Origin of the sequence: Bacillus sp. LNXM12-1, from assembly GCF_003004375.1 — a bacterium.
Taxonomy (GTDB): Bacteria; Bacillota; Bacilli; order Bacillales; family Bacillaceae; genus Bacillus.
Map to the genome: position 1 here is coordinate 424,409 of NZ_PVWX01000002.1, position 17,557 is coordinate 441,965.

The 17,557-nt window shown below is 43.2% G+C and carries 18 protein-coding genes; 4 read left to right on the top strand and 14 right to left on the bottom strand.

Going from position 1 to position 17,557, the window contains the following annotated elements:
- The first annotated feature begins 71 nt into the window (after nt 1-71).
- The gene (locus C6Y07_RS18920) at nt 72-215 is read left to right on the top strand and encodes a YwzD family small protein (RefSeq protein WP_003214884.1); all 144 of its coding nucleotides are present in this window, start codon (nt 72-74) and stop codon (nt 213-215) included.
- Between the two features lie 116 nt (nt 216-331).
- Nucleotides 332-1,651, top strand: coding sequence for a UDP-glucose dehydrogenase family protein (locus tag C6Y07_RS09675; RefSeq protein WP_106036450.1), 1,320 nt, complete (start codon nt 332-334; stop codon nt 1,649-1,651).
- A 35-nt stretch (nt 1,652-1,686) separates the two neighbouring features.
- Here the strand turns inward: C6Y07_RS09675 and chrA are convergent, their stop codons facing one another.
- The 5 genes from chrA to alsS form a co-directional block, all read right to left on the bottom strand.
- Nucleotides 1,687-2,220: a chromate efflux transporter ChrA gene (gene chrA / locus C6Y07_RS09680; RefSeq protein WP_060597737.1), complete on the bottom strand. Its 534-nt coding sequence runs from the start codon at nt 2,218-2,220 to the stop codon at nt 1,687-1,689.
- A complete protein-coding gene (gene chrB, locus C6Y07_RS09685; protein WP_189318368.1) occupies nt 2,220-2,810 on the bottom strand; it encodes a chromate efflux transporter ChrB in 591 nt (196 codons plus the stop codon). Before chrB ends, chrA begins: the two co-directional genes overlap by 1 nt.
- Nucleotides 2,811-2,817: 7 nt before the next feature.
- Nucleotides 2,818-3,294 carry a chromate efflux transcriptional regulator ChrS gene (gene chrS, locus C6Y07_RS09690; protein ID WP_106036452.1) on the bottom strand — a complete coding sequence of 159 codons (477 nt, stop codon included), beginning with the start codon at nt 3,292-3,294 and terminating at the stop codon, nt 2,818-2,820.
- Between the two features lie 153 nt (nt 3,295-3,447).
- Nucleotides 3,448-4,218: an acetolactate decarboxylase gene (gene budA, locus C6Y07_RS09695; protein WP_060597462.1), complete on the bottom strand. Its 771-nt coding sequence runs from the start codon at nt 4,216-4,218 to the stop codon at nt 3,448-3,450.
- Nucleotides 4,219-4,253: 35 nt separating this feature from the next.
- On the bottom strand, nt 4,254-5,954 hold the full coding sequence (gene alsS / locus C6Y07_RS09700; RefSeq protein ID WP_060597461.1) for an acetolactate synthase AlsS: 1,701 nt from the start codon (nt 5,952-5,954) through the stop codon (nt 4,254-4,256).
- Nucleotides 5,955-6,104: 150 nt separating this feature from the next.
- On the opposite strand from alsS, the gene alsR reads away from it, so the two are divergent.
- Complete coding sequence (gene alsR / locus C6Y07_RS09705) at nt 6,105-7,001, top strand: acetoin biosynthesis transcriptional regulator AlsR (protein WP_060597460.1); 897 nt, start codon at nt 6,105-6,107, stop codon at nt 6,999-7,001.
- Between the two features lie 66 nt (nt 7,002-7,067).
- Nucleotides 7,068-7,670, top strand: coding sequence for a flavin reductase family protein (locus tag C6Y07_RS09710; RefSeq protein WP_375567733.1), 603 nt, complete (start codon nt 7,068-7,070; stop codon nt 7,668-7,670).
- 37 nt (nt 7,671-7,707) lie between these two features.
- Here the strand turns inward: C6Y07_RS09710 and rbsB are convergent, their stop codons facing one another.
- From rbsB to C6Y07_RS09755, 9 genes are all read right to left on the bottom strand, one after another.
- Complete coding sequence (gene rbsB, locus C6Y07_RS09715) at nt 7,708-8,625, bottom strand: ribose ABC transporter substrate-binding protein RbsB (protein WP_095285700.1); 918 nt, start codon at nt 8,623-8,625, stop codon at nt 7,708-7,710.
- Between the two features lie 13 nt (nt 8,626-8,638).
- On the bottom strand, nt 8,639-9,592 hold the full coding sequence (gene rbsC, locus C6Y07_RS09720; RefSeq protein WP_003215300.1) for a ribose ABC transporter permease RbsC: 954 nt from the start codon (nt 9,590-9,592) through the stop codon (nt 8,639-8,641).
- A 1-nt stretch (nt 9,593) separates the two neighbouring features.
- Nucleotides 9,594-11,075, bottom strand: a complete 1,482-nt coding sequence (locus tag C6Y07_RS09725; protein ID WP_106036455.1) for a sugar ABC transporter ATP-binding protein — start codon at nt 11,073-11,075, stop codon at nt 9,594-9,596.
- 15 nt (nt 11,076-11,090) lie between these two features.
- Nucleotides 11,091-11,483 carry a D-ribose pyranase gene (gene rbsD, locus C6Y07_RS09730; protein WP_060597455.1) on the bottom strand — a complete coding sequence of 131 codons (393 nt, stop codon included), beginning with the start codon at nt 11,481-11,483 and terminating at the stop codon, nt 11,091-11,093.
- Entirely contained in the window at nt 11,480-12,358 is an 879-nt protein-coding gene (rbsK, locus tag C6Y07_RS09735) for a ribokinase (protein ID WP_060597453.1), read from the bottom strand. The genes rbsD and rbsK overlap by 4 nt, the downstream gene beginning before the upstream one ends.
- A complete protein-coding gene (locus C6Y07_RS09740) occupies nt 12,355-13,341 on the bottom strand; it encodes a LacI family DNA-binding transcriptional regulator (protein ID WP_060597451.1) in 987 nt (328 codons plus the stop codon). Before C6Y07_RS09740 ends, rbsK begins: the two co-directional genes overlap by 4 nt.
- A gap of 117 nt (nt 13,342-13,458) precedes the next feature.
- On the bottom strand, nt 13,459-14,601 hold the full coding sequence (locus tag C6Y07_RS09745) for a Ger(x)C family spore germination protein (RefSeq protein WP_066031636.1): 1,143 nt from the start codon (nt 14,599-14,601) through the stop codon (nt 13,459-13,461).
- The gene (locus C6Y07_RS09750; protein WP_060597449.1) at nt 14,591-15,688 is read right to left on the bottom strand and encodes a GerAB/ArcD/ProY family transporter; all 1,098 of its coding nucleotides are present in this window, start codon (nt 15,686-15,688) and stop codon (nt 14,591-14,593) included. Before C6Y07_RS09750 ends, C6Y07_RS09745 begins: the two co-directional genes overlap by 11 nt.
- Entirely contained in the window at nt 15,678-17,159 is a 1,482-nt protein-coding gene (locus C6Y07_RS09755; RefSeq protein ID WP_066031637.1) for a spore germination protein, read from the bottom strand. The genes C6Y07_RS09750 and C6Y07_RS09755 overlap by 11 nt, the downstream gene beginning before the upstream one ends.
- Between the last annotated feature and the right edge of the window lie 398 nt (nt 17,160-17,557).

Consider the following 17,557-nt stretch of genomic DNA (forward strand, 5'->3'; position numbering starts at 1 on the left):
TATTAGAGTATTGCATAAACCAACCATACAGCATATAATAATGAAATTAGTGGAATCGAAAGGATACAGACATGGACAATAAGGGTTTAAATCAAGAAGAGTTTTTAAAAATTTTGATGTACGCTCATGATATTGGTGAGAATTCAAATGATGTCACCACAAAAGAAATGCTTGAAAATCTGATTGCTCATATTCGAAATGGTCTTGTTTCATAAAAGTGACCCCCTGCTAGTGATGGCAGGGGGTTTTTGTATGCTTTTATGAATGGAACGAAAGCTCCCGGCATACGATGTCATTACAAGCATAAGGCGTATGGGGAGCTGATGGTGTCATGAATATTGCAATTGCAGGCTGTGGATATGTGGGGTTGGTCACAGGTGTGTGTTTAGCGGAGGCAGGGCACAATGTGGCGTGTATTGATATTGACCGGAAAAAGGTCATGCAGCTGAAACAAGGACATCCACCAATGTATGAGCCAGGATTAAAAGAATTGCTGAAACGCAATCTTGAGCAAGGACGAATTCAATTTTACATAAATGGAGCGGCAGCCTACCCGCGGGCTGATGTGTTAATGATTGCGGTCGGCACCCCGCAGCAGGCAGACGGCCAAGCTGATTTACAGTATGTGTTTCGGGCTGCAAAGGAGATGGGCACAAAAGCGAAATCAGGTGCGGTTCTTGTGGTGAAAAGTACGGTGCCTGTCGGAACGGGTGATCAAATCGATCAGATGATACATCAAGAATTAGGACGGAATGAGCCGTTATCTATTGCATCTAACCCAGAATTTTTACGGGAAGGCTCTGCCATTTCAGATACTTTGAGGGCAGATCGGCTTGTCATTGGGGCTGAAACAAAAGCCGTATTAGACCAGCTAGAGGAGATGTATGCTGATTTCCACCTGCCAGTGGTCAAAACAGACCGAAAAAGTGCCGAAATGATCAAGTATGCATCAAATGCTTTTCTTGCGACTAAAATCAGCTTTATGAATGAGATTGCTTCCATTTGTGAAAAAACAGGTGCTGATGTTGAATGGGTTGCGCGGGGAATGGGGCTCGATCAGCGGATCGGTTCTTCGTTTCTCAAGGCGGGGATTGGCTACGGAGGTTCTTGTTTTCCAAAGGATACAAATGCACTTGTCCAAATCGCAGGGCATGTGTCCCACGATTTTGAGCTGCTAAAGGCTGTCATTAAAGTAAACAATGAGCAGCGAGCTGGTTTTATCCGAAGCATTCAGGAGAGACTGGGGGCAAATCTTGAAGGGAAGCGAATTGCGCTTCTTGGCCTGTCCTTTAAACCGAATACAGACGATATGAGGGAGGCGCCGTCGGTTCCGATCGCTCATGAACTCCATCAATTAGGCGCGGAGCTTGTGGCTTATGATCCTGTTGCTACACGTCATGCCGCTCGTGAACTGCCGGATCAAGTCTTGTTTGCTCAAACGATTGAAGAAGCGATAAAGGATGTCCATGCAGTTTGTATATTAACAGAGTGGACGGAGATTCAGACGTTTCCGCTCACGTCCTACAAGGAATGGATGAGACAGCCGCTTATTTTTGATGGGCGAAACTGTCACACGCTTGAAGCGGCAGAACAAGCAGGGGTCGAGTATCATTCGATTGGGCGCAGACCGGTTTCTCCAATTTATATGTAAAAGAAAACCGATAACAGGCCATGTTATCGGTTTTTTTAATGCGGCAGAATGAATCCGCCATATAAAAAGGCAGCCACAATGAGAAAGGCGGGGTGCATTTTGAATTTGGTCATAAAGAAAAAGGAGATCGCGGCAATGGCGAATGATTGCGTCCAGCCGATGGCTTTCACTGCATCTCCGCCGATTTCCCATGTTAATAAAAGCATCATCATCGCAATGACGGGCTGTACGGATAAGGTCATGCCTTTTACGACAGGGGATTGGCGAAAGCGGTCAATCAGCTTGAGCAATAAAATCAATCCAATGGCTGATGGCAGTACAGTTGCAAGCAGTGCCACGATAAAGCCCGGCCAGCCCATGACGTCATAGCCTACATATGCCGCGATCTTCGTAGCAATTGGTCCTGGCAGTGCATTGGCTAATGCAAGCATATTGGAGAACCCTTCGTTCGTCATCCAATGAAAATGATTGACGATTTCTTCATAATTGAGCGGGATGGATGCAGGTCCTCCGCCATATCCTAATAGATTGGACAAGAAGAATGCCCAGAATAAAAAGAGAATCAGCATCATGAAGACACTCCTTTCTCTTTATTTGTTCGATTCCAGCGTTGTTTCAGTTTGAAATGAAAGGCGCCATAGAATAAAAAGATGATGACAATGATTCCTGGATGAATGGACAGCACCTGCAGTCCGATAAAGGCAAGAAGGGATAGAGCGATACCGAAGATCGTTCCGAAGCCTTTCAGCGTTTTTTGTCCAAACTCATATGCCATGATGCCTAGCAGAACGGCAATAACTGGTGTCACGGCGCCAATCATATTTTGAATGATTTGTGAGGAGCTTAAGACGCTGACAAGTGTGACGAGTGCCACCATGGCGAGACATGTTGGTAAAATATGAGCAGCTGTTGCGACAATTGCGCCGGATACGCCCTTCAATCGATAGCCGAGATATGCAGACATTTTGGTCGCGATCGGACCTGGTAATGCATTGGCGATGGCGAGTGTTTCTCCAAACTCGTCATCATTGATCCATTGATATTTCACCACCGCTTCATGGCGAATGAGCGGTATGACGGAAGGGCCTCCGCCAAAACCGAGAATACCGGTTCGCACCATAGCGATGATGAGTTCAATATATGATTGCAAGTGCTTCAACTCCTGTCTACAATTTCATGCCCATTCGGCTTTTGTATCGTTTAATGAGCATTTGGCAGTCCACACTCACGACGCCTTCTAGCGGGTATAGCTTTTTTGTCAGGAATGCCTCCATTTCCTGTTCATTTTGAAAAATGCCATGCATATGCAGCTTGCTTGGCCCTGTCATGTGATAAAGGCTTGTGACAGCTGTTTCCTGCTCAAGTTGAAGGGCTACTGCTTCTAAAAATTTCGGTTCCACTTCTACATTAAAGAAGACAGAGACGTGAATGCCGATCTTAGCAGGGTTAATCACAGTGGTGAATCGTTCAATGACGCCTGCTTCAATCAGCTGCTGAATGCGGGCTTGCACAGCTACACGTGAAAGACCGACTTGTTTCCCGAGATCTGTATAGGACATACGCCCGTCCTCGTGTAATAGGGATAAAATTTGTTTATCCCTTTCATCTAATGTTAGGTTCGGAATGCTATAGTCGTTTGACACCGTATAACCACCTTTCTTCTGTTGGTATTTTATCATATTTCATTACGAATAGAATGAATGAATTTCAATTTACTAACGAAATGAAATATCATGGAGTGATAAATAATCTTTTTGCATAAAAAGACACCCCGGAATCAACGGGGTGTCTTCATTTTATTGATCTGGGCTGCTTTCCGCACTGGCAATTTGTTGTGCAAGGTCAGCTCGATCAATGTCTGCTTGGAAGAATTCCTGCGTATTTGGCAGATGTAAATTCATATGACGTTTTTGAGAAATGCGGATGGTCACTTGATCAACGGTGTAATCAAATACGTGTCCGCCGACACTTCGATCATCATCAATGAAATGAAGATGATATCCACTCACCGCAATACCATGTGCGTACTGCGGTGTACGGAAACCAGCGATCGTTCCTTGAATATCCTCGAAATCGAAAATAGGCTGTGACTTGACTGCTTCCACCATCGGAACGTAAGGTTTTTCCTGTTTTTCGACCGTACGTGTTTGAACCTTTTTGAATGATCCATCAATGCGGATCGCATAAAAAACATTCTTACTAGGTAAAATGCGGTCGATTTCTTCTTCTAGCTCTTTGGACGTCATGGTTGCATCAATTCGATGAACGATATCTGTTTCAAAGAATGCTAGAGAGCAGAATGGTGAATAGTCTTGATCGGTAACCGGTGTCGCTGTTCCATCCGAGCGCAGTCGATAAAATGCGCCGTCAAAGCCGATCAGCTCTCCATCTAATTGATTGAATGTACCAATGCCGAAATCACCGTGCTTGGGAATATGTGCAAGGGAGAAATCTCCATCATATACGGCTTCCAGTAAAGAGGTCATCGTCGATACTTGATAAACCTCTTGCTGTTTGTCATGTTGTCTTGTGTCGTTCTGTTGATTCATTGGGTGCATCATACCCATATCCGCTCACTCCTTTGATGTAATGTATGGACATCTTATCTGACGTTCAATGTGTGTTTTTCACGAAAGACTTCTGGCCATTTTTGACTGGCGAGGTCTGGGTTGTCTTGATAGTCAATCGGAATATCAATAATAACGGGTCCTTCTATGTTTATACCCTTTTGAAGGACAGTTGAAAGCTCTTCAGGTGAGTTAACCCGTAATCCAGTCGCTCCAAAGCTTTCCGCATATTTCACTAAGTCGATCTGTCCGAATTCAACGCAGGATGTGCGGTCATATTTCATTTCCTGCTGAAACGCCACCATGTCGTATGTGCTGTCATTCCAAACAAGGTGAACGAGATTTGTTTTCATGCGGACGGCTGTTTCAAGCTCCATTGCAGAGAAGAGAAAACCGCCATCACCTGAGACCGAAATGATCTTTTCATCTGGATTCAGTATGGAAGCCGCAATTGCCCATGGTAAGGCGACGCCTAATGTTTGCATTCCGTTGCTCACCAGGAATGTGTTCGGCTCATAGACGCGGAAGTGACGCGACATCCAAATCGCGTGAGATCCGATATCACACGTGACCTTCGTGTCATCAGGAATCAGGCGTCTTAATGTATGAATGACATTCAGCGGGTGAGATAGATGACTGTCTCTTTCTGGTGCTTTTTCAATGTCGCTTAACAGCTCCTGTAATTCAGTGACTAAATCAATTTGTTCTTTGCATAGAGAAAGTGGAACACTGTCATGGGCTAGATGTTTAACGGTTTCAGCTATATTGCCTACAAGCTCAAGCGCTGGCTCATAAAAATGATCAATATCTGCCTGCATGTCATCCACATGGATGATCTGGCGCTGCTGCGGCTGAATATTCCAATGCTTCGGATCATATTCGATTGGATCAAAGCCGATGGTCAAAAGGACATCTGCTTGTTCAATGAGTAGATCCCCCGGCTGATTCCGGAATAAGCCGATTCTGCCTACATATTGAGACTCAAGCTCTCTTGAGAGAACGCCGGCTCCTTGGTACGTTTCGACAAATGGAATCCCAAGTGTTTTCAATAATGTTCTAGTGGCGTTTGCAGCAGCTGGACGACTTGCTTTCATTCCCACAATCGCAACAGGTAAGTGTGCATTTTGAATTTTGGCGATGGCCGAACTGATGAGAGCATCCGGTGCAGGACCTAGTTCTGGAGAAGGGTGAGCAGACACTGGTGTTTGTGTGGTGTGTTCTGTCACGACATCTTGTGGAAAGCTGATAAATGCTGCTCCAGCCTGCCCCTTTTGTGCCGCGCGAAAAGCATTTGTTAAGGCTTCAGGTATATTATGAACGTCTTGTACTTCAACACTGTATTTTGTGACTGGTTTGAATAATGCCGCATTGTCGAGTGATTGATGTGTTCGTTTCAGCCGATCCGCACGAATGACGTTTCCAGCGATTGCGACAACAGGGTCACCTTCTGTATTGGCTGTTAATAGACCTGTTGCTAAATTAGATGCGCCAGGACCTGATGTGACGAGACAAACACCTGGTTTGCCGGTTAAGCGGCCGACAGCGGCTGCCATAAAGGCTGCATTTTGTTCGTGTCTGCATAGGACAAGTTCTGGACCTCTGTCTTTTAATACATCAAATACGGCATCAATTTTTGCACCTGGAATCGCAAAAACATGGGTCACACCTTGAGCAATCAGCGTATCGACAATCAATTCTGCTCCTCGTCTTGTTAGGGGTTGTGCTTGAGAATTCATTTACCCCGCACTCCTTTCGGCAAGTAAAATTTTTTATGAAAATATATTTTCATGATATGATTTACTATACATTTCAAAAAGAAAATTTTCCAATATATGTTTAACGTGGTTTTAATATGTTTCACGAATAAGTGCGCGAGGAGTGAAAGGATGGAACTGAGACATTTGCAGTATTTTGTCACAGTAGCGGAGGAGCTGCATTTTGGCAGAGCAGCCGCACGGTTGAATATGACACAGCCTCCACTTAGTCAGCAAATTAAGCAGTTTGAAGAAGAATTGGGGTTTCCTTTGTTTCACCGGTCGAAGCGAGTGGTGGAGTTAACAGCTGCTGGAAAGGTCTTTTTACATGAGGTGCGTGGTGTGCTGCAGCAGCTTGATAAAGCCGTTGATCATGCACGGCATACAGCAAGAGGAGAGCTGGGGAAAATCATCATAGGGTTTGTTGGAACAGCGACGTATGATATTCTGCCGCCAGTTGTACGCGAATTCAGAGAGCTGTATCCCTCTGTCAGTATTGAGCTGAAGCAGCTTTCTGTTCCGCAGCAGCTAGGGGCGCTTTTAAATGGGGAGATTGATATCGGTTTTTTACATCCTACATCTCCGCATGAAGAACTTGTCAGCCGTTTGATGAAGCAAAGTGAATGTATTTTTGCGATTCCGAAAAATCATCCGCTGGCGAAAAAAGAGGCGGTCACGATCGAAGATATCCGGCATGAACCGATCATTTCTTTATCAAAGGAATCATGGCCGTCCCTTTATCAACACTTTGTCCTGCTATGTGAAAAGTACGGATTTTCTCCGAATATTGTGCAGGAAGCAGCGGAATATCAAATGGTTATTGGCCTTGTCACAGCTGGTATCGGTATTGCGGTCATTCCAAAATCAGCCCGGCGTTTATTTAATCTAGATGTTGTATATCGGTCCATTGAAGGTGAACAGCTTCTGGCGGAATGGACGATTTCCTATAGACGAGAGAATCATAATCCTGCTTTATTTCATCTTGTCCACCATATCCTGCATCGCACCGAGCCGGAATCAGAGGCATAGAAAAAAGGGGTATGGTATGATGTCGATACACCAAAAGGAGGCGTGTCTGAATTGATTACGTTGCAAATGGATCAGCTATCAAGAAAAGAAGCATATAAATTATTATCGGGCTCTATTGTTCCACGACCGATTGCGTTTATTACAAGTCTGTCTAAAGATGATGTCGTCAATGCCGCACCATTTAGTTTCTTTAATGTCATCAGCGGACACCCGCCGCTCCTCGCAGTTTCTATCGGACGACGCGAAGGTCAGATGAAAGATACAGCGCAGCATATGATTGACAGGGGAGAATTTGTGGTCCATGTGAGTGATGAAGCGATAATAGAAGATATAAACGAAACAGCTGCTACGCTGCCACAGGAAGAGAGTGAGCTGGATCGAACCGGTCTTCATCAAGTAAAGAGCCATGTCGTGTCAGTGCCGGGAATTCAGGAAGCACGTATTCGCTTTGAATGTCAGCTTGAAAAGCATCTTACCTTTCAAAATGATGAAGGAGAGATCACGGTCGATCATATCATTGGCCGGGTTGTGTGTGCGCATTTAGATGAGGATGTGTATGATGCAGAAAAAGGATATGTTTCGACTCATGAACTAAAGCCAGTCGCCCGTTTAGCGGGAAATGATTACGCCCATTTAGGGACGTCATTTGTGTTGAAAAGACCGGAATAATAGGAAAAACCCCCGAGAGCTATCGGGGGTTTTGTGTTTATTTTTTCTGTTCTAGTTTCAGTGGAGCTGCGATGTTCTTTTCTACTTTTTTCCCTTTTAGGACGTCGTTTGCAGCGCCGACTGCCAGTTTCCCGATCAGCTCTGGCTGCTGGGCGACTGTGGCAGATAGTTTTCCTGCTTTGATCGAGTTGAGTGCATCTTCGTTTCCGTCAAAGCCAACGACGAGAATGTCTTTTCCAGAGCTTTGAATCGCCTCTAGAGCGCCAAGTGCCATTTCATCATTATGGGCAAAAACGGCTTTGATGTCAGGGTTTCCTTGAAGGAGGTTTTCCATGACATTCAGTCCTTTTGTCCGGTCGAAGTCAGCCGCTTGTTTTGCTGTCACTTTTAGATCTTTATCCGCTATTTGATGGAATCCTTTTCCGCGCTCACGTGTAGCGGAAGCGCCTGGTACACCTTCTAGTTCAGCGACTTTTGCTCCTTTACCGACCTTGTCGATGATAAAGTTAGCTGCCATTTCGCCGCCTTTGACGTTATCTGAGGCGACCAGTGCTTCTACCTTACCGCTTTCTGCTGAACGGTCTAATGTGATGACAGGAATATCTGAAGCATTCGCTGATTCGACAGCGGTTGAGATAGCAGATGAATCCGCTGGGTTGATGAGTAATGCGTCAACCCCTTGCTGAATTAAATCTTCTACGTCACTGGTTTGTTTAGCTGAATCATTTTGTGCATCTGCAATGACCACTTCGATGCCAAGCTTTTTCGCTTCTTTCGTCACACCATTTTTGAGAGAAACGAAAAATGGATTATTTAAGGTCGAGATCGAGAGCCCGATTTTGATGTCTTTTTTCTTTCCATCTTTTGTTGATTTGGCCCACTCTGGCGGTTCTAGCGAGCAGGCAGAAAGCATGAATAATGAGAGAGTCAGAATGAGAATGAGATATTTTTTCATAGCAGCTGCCTCCTTAAGCAGATTTCTTTCTGTCTAGTAGGACTGCAATCAAGATGACAATCCCTTTCACAACAGATTGATAGAATGATGATACACCAAGTAAGTTCATACCATTGTTCAAGACACCGATGATGAGCACCCCGATCAGTGTGCCGACAATTCGCCCTCTTCCGCCAGACAGGCTTGTCCCGCCAAGTACAACAGCAGCAATCGCATCAAGCTCATAGGATGTGCCAGCTGTTGGCTGAGCTGAGTTTAGGCGAGAGGTCAAAATGGCACCCGCTAAAGCAGACATGAAACCTGCCAGTGAATAGATCATAATTTTTACGCGCGGTACTTTGATTCCTGAAATGAGCGCAGCTTTTTCATTTCCGCCGATGGCATACGTTCTTCTGCCGAAAGGTGTTTTATGAAGCAGCACCCAAAGTACGATAAAGGTGAGAAGCATCGTGATTGCTGGAACAGGAATGCCTAAGAAATACCCGCGGCCGAATAACTGAAAGGCATAGTTAGAACCGAGTCCTGTAATCGGGTTTCCGTCTGTATAAACAAGTGTTAATCCTCTAAAAATGGTCATCGTGGCAAGTGTTGCGATAAAAGGAGCCATTTTTCCTTTTGTAATTAAAAGACCGTTGACCATCCCAAGAATAGCGCCGATGATACAGCCAACGATAATAGCTAAAATCGGGTCCATACCAGACACGATAAATCCGGCAGTCAGAGCACTAGAAAGTGCTAAAATGGCACCGACAGACAAATCAATTCCTCCGGTTAAAATAACAAACGTCATTCCAAAGGCAATGAGGGCATTAATGGAGATTTGTCTCAGTAAGTTTAAGATGTTTAATGGCTCTAAAAAGGCTGGGTTTAAAATAGAAACAATGGCGACAAGGATGATGAGTCCTAAGAATGGCCCAAGCTTTTGCATGATGTTGTCAAATCGTCCATTTGAAGTAAGTGGTTTCATGTTACTTCCCTCCTGTAGCTAGTGTCATAATTCGTTCTTGTGTTGCGTCTGATTTATTTAATTCTCCGCTGATGGTTCCTTCATGAATGACAAGCACTCGATCGCTCATCCCTAGAATTTCTGGGAGCTCAGAGGAGACCATTAAAATGGCAACACCTCGATCAGTCAGTTCATTCATTAACTGGTAGATTTCTCGTTTCGCTCCGACATCGACACCTCTTGTCGGTTCATCTAAAATTAAGACCTTCGGCTGGATGCCGATCCATTTGGCGATGACGACTTTTTGCTGATTTCCACCAGAGAGACTTCGAGCAGAAATTTCAGAGGAAGCCGTTTTAATTGTCAGTCTTTTGATGAGCAGGTCGACAAAATCCTGTTCGTTTTTCTTATCAATCAGTCCTTTTGGAGAGAAGCTTTCTAAGTTTGGCAGTCCAATGTTTTCTCGGATGGATGCATCCAGCATGAGTCCTTCATCTTTGCGATCCTCTGTGATAAAGCCGATGCCGAGCTTGACGGCATCACTTGGTTTTTTAATGACAGCCTTTTTCCCATGGACCCAGATTTCACCTTGATCAAGAGGATCAAGACCAAACAGCGACCGCATCATTTCGGTTCTGCCAGCGCCCATTAAGCCTGCAACACCGACGATTTCTCCAGCTTTGACTGAGAAACTGATATCATGGAATTGTCCTTTTCTTGTCGCTTGCTTCACCTCAAGGACAATATCTCCTAGAGAAGGCAATCTCTCAGGGTATCGATCTGTTAATTCGCGGCCGACCATTTTTTTGACGACCTCATGGAAATTCGTTTCAGGTATGGCTTTCGTATCGACTGTTTTCCCATCGCGCATGATTGTAATCCGGTCACAGATCGCAAAGATTTCCTCCATACGGTGAGAAATATAGACAATGGATACGCCTTCTTTTTTGAGAGATTCAATGACCTGAAAGAGCTTTTCAATCTCACGGTCTGTTAGAGCTGCTGTTGGCTCATCCATGATGATCACCTTCGCATCAGTCATTAATGCCTTTGCAATCTCAATCATCTGTTTTTGTCCAACAGAGCAGCTGCCTGCCTCTTGATCAAGCGAGAGGTTCACAGACAATCGGTCCAGCTGGCTTTGGGCAAGAACCTTCATTTTCTTTGTGTCTAGCAATCCAAACTTCGTATAGATTTCTTTCCCGATGAATAGGTTTTCCAAGACGGTCATATCCGGCCATATGTTGAGCTCCTGATGAATAAAGGCGATGCCGTGTTGTTCCGCTTCCTTCGGATTTTTGAAAGCGGTTTCTTTTCCGTCGATTTGAATCGTTCCTTGATCTAATGAATAAAGACCTGTGAGCAGGTTCATTAAAGTTGATTTTCCCGCGCCATTTTCGCCCATGAGCGCGTGGACCTCACCTGTGACGAGGTCAAAGGAGACCCCGGAAAGAACGGTGTTTTTTCCAAAGGCCTTATGGATGTTATGCATCTCAATGTTCATATCTGGCTCCTCCTTTTAAAAGATGACACCGGCATGAAGAATGCAGTTTGCGTATGGGGTGGCTTCACCCGTGCGAATGACTGCTTTTGCCTGCTTGGTCATGTTTTTGAACGTCTCGTGGTCTACATCATGTAATGGCTGTGAGAACGCTTTCTTTAGAAATAGATGATCTCGCTCATTGGCTTCTTTGATTTCACTAGCCACAGTAATGTGTTCAACCGCCATTTCCTGAAGAAGGAGAGAGGTGACCTCCTGAAAGGACGGTGTGCCGATTGATAACGCCAGGTCGATTTTGACTGGACCTTCTGGAATAGGAAGACCGCAGTCTGCGATGACGATTGTATCTGTATGACCAAGGTCAGCAAGTACCTTGGCGATATGACTGTTTAAGATGCCGTTTTTTTTCATTTCTTTTTCTCCAGTTCTTCTCTTGTTGGCATGCCGCCTTGTGCACCGAACTTTGTGACAGACATTGATGCTGCAAGGTTGGCATAGGCAAGTGCGTCATAGAGAGATTTGCCCTCTGTTAAGGCTACAGCCAAGGCTCCGTTAAAGGTATCGCCTGCTCCTGTTGTATCAACTGCTTCAACAGGAAAGCCTGGAACTAGCACTTCTTTCAATCCGTCAAAAAATCGAACCCCATTTTTCCCTTCTGTGATGAGTAATTTGTTAGGGTATTGACGCAAGGCGTCTTCAATTGGGAGTCCATCAAACATGAGAACAGCTTCGTGCTCATTCGGTGTAATATAGGCAGCCTGGTCTAAAACCTGCTGCGATACTTTGCGGGCAGGTGCAGGGTTTAAAATCACAGGGATTTCTTTGTCACTGCAAATGGAGCAGACAGCTTCGACTGTTTCTTCAGGTATTTCCTGCTGAACGAGAACTATCCCAATATCATCTATTGTAGAAAGTGCCTCTCTAACATAGTCAGGAGTGACCTCGTCATTTGCTCCTTTGACCACGACAATGCTGTTATCACCTTCTGCTAAAATGATATGAGCGGTGCCGCTTTCCATTTCGGTAACCGGTTTCATATATGGGGTGCGGACCCCTTGATCTTGTAGATTGCTGACAATATCCTGACCATAAGCATCATCACCGACTCGGCCGACCATGTATACATCTGCACCGAGTCTGGCACTTGCGACTGCTTGATTGGCGCCTTTTCCCCCTGGGACGGTTTTAAATGATTCGCCTAACACCGTTTCACCGGCATTTGGCCGTTTATCCGATGTGACGACTAAATCCATAGAACAGCTTCCTACTACGACAATATGACTCATTGTGAATCCACCTTTCTTGTGGTCTCTCGTTCAATAAAAGAGACGGGCATTTGGATAACTGGTTGATCTATAGGTTGTTTCTGAATCGCTTTGATTAACAGCTGTGCCGCTTCTTTTCCCATCTCATAGGCAGGCTGCCTAATCGTAGATAAGGAAGGGAAGAGCAGCTCGCTTTGCGGAATATCATCAAACCCAATGATTTGAACATCATCTGGAATGGCTTTTCCGATCCGAAGCGCTTCGTGTATGACCGCTGTTGCGACGATGTCATTGCTGGCAATGATGCCATCTGTTTCAGGGTACAGCTGGAAAAGAGCCTTGGCGCTCTTGCGGGCTTCTTGAAAGGAAAATGAAGCATTAGACATCACATGAAAGTCGACTCCTTTTTCCGTCAGTACATCGAGTGCGCCCTTGAATCGCTGCCTCGCTGTTTGAAGGTGGGCAGGTCCTTTTAGCAGTGTGATCTGCCGGCTGCCGCGTCTGATTAATTCCATTGCGGCCATTTTCCCGCCAGCTGCAGCATCTGCAAACACAGAAGGTGCATGTGGAACGGTTCGATCTAAGAACACAACCGGTAATTCATCATCATTGTATATATCTGATTCAGGTTCGTTTGTGACAGCGATGACACCGACCACTTGATTTTGTTTAAAGGTTTGTAAATAGGCCATTTCCTTCTCTCGATCTTCATCACTGTTTCCGAATAATAATCGAAAACCATGCGCATGAATTTCGTCCTCAACGCCTCTAGCGAGCTGAGGGAAGAAGGGATTCGTAATATCAGGTAAAATCAAACCGATTAAGCGTGATTCTCTTTTGAAAAGGGATCTAGCCACTTCATTGGGAAAGTAGTTCAGCTCCTGCATCGCTTGTGTCACGCGGGTTTTCGTATCTGTATGGACATATCCAGTATCGTTAAGCACGCGTGAAACAGTGGCAACAGACACTTGTGCAGCTTTTGCAACATCTTTAATTGTAGCCAATGGAGTGCCTCCCTTCGTGAATGTGTAACCGTTTACACAGATAGATTATCATGAAAGCATTAAAATGACAATCTTAAAAAAATAAAAAAATAAAAGAAAGATGCTATCTTCCTTTTATTAACTAGTAATCCCTGTTTCTGTAATATTCACTTTGATTTTTGGGATGATTTTTACATTTGGATAATCAGTTTTCCAATTCATTTTTACATATTCATCATAATTTTTAACGCGATACTTTCTTCCAAGACTTAACACGTCGGAGTTTGATTTCTGCAAAACAGAGATTACTTTTTCTGCTTCCTTTGTGAAAATAGCTGATAATCGTTTGTTTAGTTCATCGATCTTTTTCGTACTATCTAAATTGTCTTTCGGATATTCAACGACAGCTGTTTTGAATTCGAAATCTAGCCCAATTGTCACGTTTCGATGATCAGAATTGAGAATACGAATATCTCGTTTTAAGTCGGTGACTTGGATGGTAATATAGTTATTTCCCTTCAACTCCATATCATTTCTGATCTTTTTAGTGAAATTTGCATATTTCCCGATTTTATTATTCATGAGATTGAGAAGCATGGCATCTTGACCATAAAGCTCACCAGTTTTTTTCTCATTATCGAATAAAGCCACACCTGCTACTTTGATTAGTTGTTTAGACTGATCAAATACAATTAAAGGCAGGGTAAAGTCTTCTCCTGTTTGGAGCATCTTTGAGCGTATGCTTTGAATATTTCCAGCGGTCACTTGTGAACCTCTTGAGGCAGTTGTAATGAGATTGTTTAAATAGTCACTGACAATGAGCTGTTCTTTTAGTAATTTGTTGATCACATCAATGCTTGAACCGCCTTTCACAACGGCTAAATTGGCAAGCAAAGGACTTTTCGGATCGCGATAGAACATGTCTAAGTAGGGAAGAAGTTGATTTTGAGAGAATTCATCACCGATCAGTAAAATCCTCATTTTTGACATATCAATCTTTTGGTCAACCATTCGGCCGAAGTCTGTTCCCGCTTTACGTAAAGTTGGAGCATTGGTTGTCAGTACAGTGGTTGAATAAGTACCTGAACTTCCTTGCTGCATACTTTGAGACTGTTGTACTTTTCGGTAGGTAATCGATACTTTTGCGTTATCATCTTCCCCTTGATCAATGGCGGAAGTAAGGACAAGGGAGATGTTTTTTAATAGGTTTTGATCCCAGCAGCCAGGCATCATGGTGAGAGACACGCACATGAGGAGAGTCAGGACATATTTATGACGCATGTGATTTCACCTTCTTTTTACGTTGTTTGATAAAGATAACGATCGCCATGAATGCTGGAAGTGTGTAAATGAACGAATACTGAGCAATCGTTGTAAAATCATTGAAACGCTGAATGCGAAAGTTATCGACTGCCAAAAAACAGCTAGACGCATATATCAGAATGGCGAAACAATAAACATATTTTTTGTGATCCTTTTTCTTCAGTAAACTGGAAATGCCATTTGCACAAAAGTACAGATAGTTACTCAATGTGGCAAGAATAATAAACACCCAGAAGCTAAGAAAAATTAAATCTGTCCGCTCAATGATACCGAAGGAAATGGTTTTTAATAAGTAAAGAACAGGGTTGGGAATCACATCAAGCTCAATTGGACTAAAAAACATAAAACAAATCAATGTAATAAATAGGTAGTAAAGCGTCGTGCATATATTTGAAATGGTCATGATTTTATACCGTTCCTTAATCGTGCCTTTCATAAAGGGAGAAAGAATAAGGATCATCTCAAATCCATTCATCGATAGTACGACGTCCTTCAGCCCAAGCTGAAACTGAGAAATGTCTGTTTGAAAAAAAGGCATCAGATAATCGATATTGGTCCCTTTTAATGAATAGAACATCAGCAAGGAAAGCAAAAGGAGAAGGGGAGTTAAGATAAAGTTAAACCTGACAATGGCTGTAATTTGCTCCTTCGCAATATAAACAATGGAAGTAATGAGTAATAGATTGATGACCCAGTTTGGCGTCAGCGGCAGAACCCACATACCAATAATTCTGGTGAAAATGGATAAAACGACAATACAGACGGAGGCAAAATACAGTATATACAGTGCAATCAGTAATTTCCCAATCCATTGACCAAATACATCAATTAATGCTTGGAAGAATGATGTTTCTGGATATTTATGAATGATGTAAATGAAAATTGTATTGATGATTTGGATAAAAAAACAGGCGACAATGATCGCCATCCAGCCATCGTGTCCCATGTCTTTCATCAAAAAGTGGGGGAGCGATAAAATACCGACACCAATTTGAGATTGAATGAGAAAAAAGACAGCTTGAGGTGGAGATATTTTATTTTTCATTTTTCTTTTTCCATCCTCTCAAATGTTCAATTTGCTTTTTCTTTTGCGGATTTAAATAAACAGGGCGATTTTTGTACATCCACATTGGGAGGCGAATTACAGTATCTTTTAAATCCTGCCAGTTAAATGGAGTAACAGGTGATAAGTATGGTACCCCTAGTGATTCAAGGCGGCATAAATTCATGAGAATGATGGATAATCCAAATGAAATGCCAATAAAACCAAACATTGATGCCATGAACATGAGCGGGAAACGCAGCATCCTAATGGTGGCCGTCATTTCAAATGATGGAAGGACAAAGGAAGCGACAGCGGTCACGGCGACCACGATGACAAGAACATTTGAGATGAGTCCTGCTTGTACAACAGCATCCCCAATGACCAAACCACCTACGATACCAATGGTTTGACCAATTGGTCTAGGTAGACGCACCCCTGCCTCACGAATGAGTTCAATGGTGATTTCCATTAGCATCGCTTCTATCAAAGGAGGAAATGGGATACCGATAATTGAATTTTTCATCGTTATGGCTAATTCATCTGGGACGACCTCATAATGAAAGCCAATGACAGCGATATAAAAAGATGGCAAAATGACTGCGATGATACAGGCAAGATAGCGGAGAACACGGATAAACGTAGCCGGAATCCAGCGGCTATTATAATCATCAGGTGATTGAAAGAAGCTAAAGAAGGTGACAGGAAGAATGATAGCCATCGGACTGCCATCCATCATCACCACAATTCGCCCTTCAAGGATTGCAGATCTCACCTTATCAGGGCGTTCTGTATCAATAAGCTGCGGGAAAATAGAAAATGAATCATCCTCAATCGCCTCAACAATAGAGCCAGGACTTAGCAGCGTGTCTACTTTAATAGAAGAAATCCGTTTGTTTACCTCTTCTACCTTTTCTTGATTAGCGATATCAGATATATAAACAGTCGCAAGCTTTGTTTCAGATTTTGTACCAATCTTATGATACTGAATGGCGAGCTTTCGATCATTTAAATGCGAACGCAGTAAGTAGATGTTGGTATCAAGACTTTCAACAAATCCGTCATGTGCTCCAGCAATAATACTTTCAGATGAAGGTTCAGAAATAGAGCGCAGCGGCGGCTGACCGACAGAAAACAATTTGATCTGTGAGGAATTTTCATCAAGAAACGCAATGCTTCCAGCAATAATACTGTCTGTAATCAGCGTCAAGTCACCAGTTTCGAGTGTACTGAGAGACTTCGTATATTCCTGCTTTCCAGGAGGTCCTAACAAGTTGCCGATAATGAAATCATTTAATTTGCCTTCATCTACTCTTGTTTTAATAAAAAACAGGACAGATTTCGTTTCATTCACCATTAACTCTCGGTATTCAAAATCCCCGCTTTGCTGAAATGTTTTTTTCAGAATCCGGATTTTTTCCTCGAAGCTGCCTGATAAAAAATGCAACCGTGTTTGCTCATTGCTGTTTGGCATCTTTAGCCTCCTCTCACAGATTTTTTAACCTTAGTGTAAGCGGAGAAGCTGATTTTATTCGTCATCTTTGGGGAAAGCATGACATGAATTGACAACTTTCAACTAAAATCATATTAAAAATGTTAAGAAATGATGAATCTTGATAAAAACAAATGAATAATGTTTCATTGTTTAGGTCATAAGGAGCGAATATCGTAAAAAGCAGGTATTCCGAAATGATCAATAGTTTACATCTTATCCCAATTTTTTGTGACCCGAAAATAAGCATATGACTTGATTTTTTTAGAGGTGACCTTTGTCATAGGTCAACGCGTAGCATTCTGACCGATGAGGATGACTTTCTAACCTGTTCCTTCAAAAATCGAAAACATTCCAAAACACGCACTATTCATTTAAAG